The sequence below is a fragment of the Bradyrhizobium sp. genome (assembly GCF_049581145.1).
Lineage (GTDB): Bacteria > Pseudomonadota > Alphaproteobacteria > Rhizobiales > Xanthobacteraceae > Bradyrhizobium.
Map to the genome: position 1 here is coordinate 1 of NZ_JBAURI010000995.1, position 2502 is coordinate 2502.

General features: G+C 60.2%; 2 protein-coding genes. Both read right to left on the reverse strand.

Going from position 1 to position 2502, the window contains the following annotated elements; translation table 11 throughout:
- Nucleotides 1–1880, reverse strand: a 1880-nt coding sequence (locus WCB02_RS32300) for an ATP-binding protein (protein WP_423964663.1), incomplete at its 3' end; no start/stop codon positions are given.
- Nucleotides 1881–2311: 431 nt separating this feature from the next.
- On the reverse strand, nt 2312–2502 hold a 191-nt coding region (locus WCB02_RS32305), incomplete at its 5' end, for a sensor histidine kinase (RefSeq protein ID WP_423964665.1).

Consider the following 2502-nt stretch of genomic DNA (forward strand, 5'->3'; position numbering starts at 1 on the left):
CTATCTCCGCGACGTTCGACCAGTTCCTGGCGGACCGCGTCCGAGAGCGACGCGTGAACCTGGTCCAACGAGGTTTCGAGAACGATCGCCAATGTTTCCGTGTCGGCGGCGGCGCCGAGACAGGCGACCTGCTCCAGCGCCCGCCGTGTATCTTCCGAAAGGCGGACTAGCCTTCCGACCATGAGGTCCACGACATTATCAGTGTATCCCTTGGCGCGGAGACGCTCGATGTCCCACAACCAGCGTCCTGCGCCGGCATCGAAGGTGAGCAATCCTTCATCGGCGAGCGCGTTTAGAAACTGAATGGCGAAAAACGGGTTGCCGGCGGTCTTGTCCTCCACCAGCTCGGCCAGCGGCACGGCGAGTGCCGGTTCGCACAGGACGGCATCCGTGATCAGTTCGCCGAGATGTTCATGGCCAAGCGGGCCGAGCGGGATATGCTGTACAATAGCGCCAGTTTCGCGGATCGCCTCGAGCTTGCGCATCAGCGGATGTGAGGCGTCCACTTCTTTGTCGCGGTAAGCGCCAATCAGCATCAGATGCTTGAGCCCGGACGGTGTCAGCAGGTCTTCGACCAGGTCGAGCGTCGCGGCGTCCAGCCATTGCAGATCATCGAGGAACAGCGCCAGCGGGTGTTCCGGTTGGGCGAAAACGCCGACGAAGCGACGGAACACCTGCTGGAATCTGTGTTGCGCGTCCTTTGGCCCGACCTCTGGGACCGCGGGCTGATCGCCGATGATAAGGCTCAGTTCGGGGACGAGATCGACGATGAGCTGCCCGTTATCGCCGACCGCGTCGTTGAAAGCTTCCCGCCAGCCCGCCAATTCGGCGTCGCTCTTGCCCAGCAGCGTCTGGATCAATCCCCGAAAGGCCTGCGCCAAGGTCGCGTACGGAATGTCACGCTTGAACTGATCGAACTTGCCGGATGCAAAAAGAGCGCGGGGCGGCGCCAGCACTTTATGCAGTTCATTCACGACAGACGATTTGCCGATGCCGGAATAGCCCGACACCAGCACCAGCTCAGGAGTTCCGTTCTTGACGATGCGATCGAACGAAGCGAGAAGCACCTCGATCTCTCGCTCGCGTCCGTAGAGCTTCTCAGGGATATTCAGCCGTTCAGATGCGTCGCGTTGGCCCAGCGGAAACGCTTCGATCTGGCCTCGGTCTTCAAGCTCGGCCACGCAACGTCGCAAATCCCGCACAAGTCCGCTTGCGGTCTGGTATCTGTCCTCAGCGGTCTTGGCGAGCAGCTTCATGATGATGGCCGAGACGATCTGGGGCACGCCCGTCACGCGTTCGGCCGGTGCCACCGGCTGTCGCGCGATATGGCAATGCACCCATTCTATCGGGTCGGCCGCGCTAAACGGCAGCGAGCCCGTGAGCATCTGGTAAAAGATGACGCCAAGCGCATAGAGATCGCTGCGGGAGTCGAGGGATCGATTCATCCAACCGGTCTGTTCCGGAGGCATGTAAGCTAACGTGCCGGCGATGGTTTCTGGCGGCTGGATGGTCAGACGTTCACGTCGAAGCCGCGAAGCAAGGCCGAAGCCGGTGAACCTGATCTCGTCCGTCCCGCAATTGAGCAATATGTTGACAGGCTTCAGATCCTTGTGGATGAAGCCGCTCTGATGCACCTGCCCCAGCGCTGCCGCGATGCCGATCGCGAGGCGCAGGAAGCGGCCGGTTTCCATCGGCCCGTCCAGCAAATGCTCCAGCGGCTCGCCGCCGGGATCGTCCAGCACCAGCATGGTCCGGCCGCTTTCCCTGACAAGCTCGATTGGCCTGACAGCCCACGCGCGGTCCAGTTCGTTCTTCAATCCGAATTCGTGGGCGAGCCGATCCAGCGTGGCTGGTAGCGGGTGCTCTGCGGCGGGCACCACGACCAGTACATCAGGCAGATTGCCGCCGGCTGGGCGCTCTACCCTGTAGAAAATACGTTCGCCATCGTCCCACAGAATACGAGAGACATTATTCGCATTCGCGTCAAAAAGAACGGAGGAAGATGGCCGATGTACTTCGTCTCTTGTCATTCACGCAGCTCGATCCCTGAAGCGACACCTCTTCGATACGCCGACCATCGGCTTCGCGCTCCCGCACAGTTCCATTTGTCCGATGGCCGAGCCAATGATGAGACGGGCGGGCACTCTACGCCGCGAAACGATCTTGGCCCGTCGAGTGACTTGTTTCAATAAATCGGTCGGTTGGCCTCTCCAACCGTATTTACAAAAATTTATACCGATTTATTTCCGCCGGCGGCTCTTGGCATTTGCGATCAGGTCGTTCGCGAGGGCATTATCGCGATCGGCGGGCGCTATTCCACCGGCAGATTGAAGCGGAATACCGTCCCCTTCGGCTCGTTCGACGTAACCCACAACCGCCCGCCATGAGCCCTGACAATGGACTGGCAAATCGCCAGTCCCATTCCGATGCCACTGGTCTTGGTACTGTAAAAGGGTTCGAACACCCGATCGATATCCGCTTCATCAATGCCAGGGCCTGAGT